This window comes from Mycobacterium sp. (assembly GCF_050701675.1).
In the GTDB taxonomy this organism is placed as follows: domain Bacteria; phylum Actinomycetota; class Actinomycetes; order Mycobacteriales; family Mycobacteriaceae; genus Mycobacterium.
On record NZ_JBOGDD010001277.1, the window covers coordinates 1 to 1602 of the forward strand.

General features: G+C 69.3%; 3 protein-coding genes. 2 read left to right on the top strand and 1 reads right to left on the bottom strand.

From position 1 onward, the window contains the following. Positions 1-486: FAD-binding protein (locus ACRDUX_RS39450; protein ID WP_526422764.1), on the bottom strand; the 486-nt coding region annotated here is incomplete at its 3' end. A 26-nt stretch (positions 487-512) separates the two neighbouring features. Here ACRDUX_RS39450 and ACRDUX_RS39455 point away from each other — a divergent pair. Together ACRDUX_RS39455 and ACRDUX_RS39460 are read left to right on the top strand one after the other, a co-directional pair. Continuing rightward, a complete protein-coding gene (locus ACRDUX_RS39455; RefSeq protein WP_526422766.1) occupies positions 513-1019 on the top strand; it encodes a DUF2505 family protein in 507 nt (168 codons plus the stop codon). Between the two features lie 22 nt (positions 1020-1041). Next, on the top strand, positions 1042-1602 hold a 561-nt coding region (locus ACRDUX_RS39460; RefSeq protein WP_526422768.1), incomplete at its 3' end, for a class I SAM-dependent methyltransferase.

Genomic DNA, 1602 nt, shown 5'->3' on the forward strand with positions numbered 1-1602 from the left:
GGGCTCGACCCAGCGCACCTCCCCGGTGCGACGGTCGAGCAGGCGAACGCGGCTGATGACATCGGCCACCTCGGCACCGTAGGCGCCGACGTTCTGCACCGGCGTCGCGCCCGCCGAGCCGGGGATGCCGGACAGGCACTCCAGCCCGGCCAGGCCGTGCGCCAGCGACGTGACGACGACGTCGTCCCAGAGTGCGCCGGCCTCGGCGCGGACGACGTCGCCGTAGACGGTGATCTCGGTATTGGCCACGCGGACGACGGTCAGGTCAGCCATGTCGTCGGCGATGACGACGTTCGATCCCCCGGCCAGCACCAACACGCGTTCGTCGGGATCGTCGATGGGCAACACCCGCAGCACGTCGACGACCTTGTCGGTGGTGTCGCAGGTGATCAGCCGACGCGCGACCGGACCGATCCGCAACGTGGTCAGCGGCGCGACCGGCGCGGACTCCTCGACCGCAACGCCCCCGAAATCCGAAGTGACCACGGCCGGTAACGGTAGCGTGGCCTCCCATGCCGCGTTCCTTCGACATGGCAGCCGAATACGACGGCACCGTCGAGCAGATCCTCGAAGCCTTCGGTGACGAGCGGTATTGGATCGAGCGGCTGGCGCAGTCCGGCGCCGACGAGACGACGCTGGACTCGATCACCTCGGACGCGAGCGGCGGCATCGACGTGATCACGACCCAGACGCTGCGAGCCGACCGGCTGCCCGGAGTCGTCACCCAATTCCACCGCGGGGATCTGAGTTTCGTCCGCGAGGAGACGTGGACCCCGGTGCCGGACGGGTGTGCGAGCGCCGTGGTGAAGGGGTCGATCCCCGGCGCTCCCGCGTCGCTGACCGCGACGGCGGCGTTGACGCCCGTCGGGACCGGATCGCGACTCGAGTTCAAGGCCACCGTCGAGGTCCGCATCCCCCTCGTCGGCGGCAAGGTGGAGAACTTCATCGGTAGCCAGCTGGTTGAGCTCCTGATCGCCGAACAGCACTTCACCACGGCGTGGATCAGGGAAAACGCCTGAAACAGCACTAAACTCCCAGGTTATGAACGCGCCGCTTGGGCAGCTGACGCGTGGCACGACCGGTTACAACCGTTTGCGCCGCAGCGATCGCTGGCTCGTCCACGCACCACGGGTGCGGGGCGCCCTGCTCTCGGTCGCCGAACCGCTGGTGGTCGACCTCGGCTATGGCGCGCTGCCCGTGACGACGCTGGAGCTGGCGGCTCGACTGCGCACGGTCCGGCCCGACGTGCGGGTCGTCGGGCTGGAGATCCACCCGGAACGGGTCGTGCCGTCCCAGCACGGCGTGGAGTTCGGGCTCGGCGGCTTCGAATTGGCCGGGCTGCGACCAGTTCTGGTGCGCGCGTTCAACGTGTTGCGCCAGTACCACGTGGACGACGTCGCCGACGCGTGGGCGCAGATGCGGACCCGGTTGGCGCCAGGCGGGTTGATCGTCGACGGCACCTGCGACGAGCTCGGCAGGCGCTGCTGCTGGGTGCTGCTCGACGGCACAGGCCCGGTGAGCCTGACGCTGGCGTGCGATCCGTTCGCCATCGACAAGCCGTCGGATCTCGCCGAACGGCTGCCCAAGGTCCTGATCCACCAC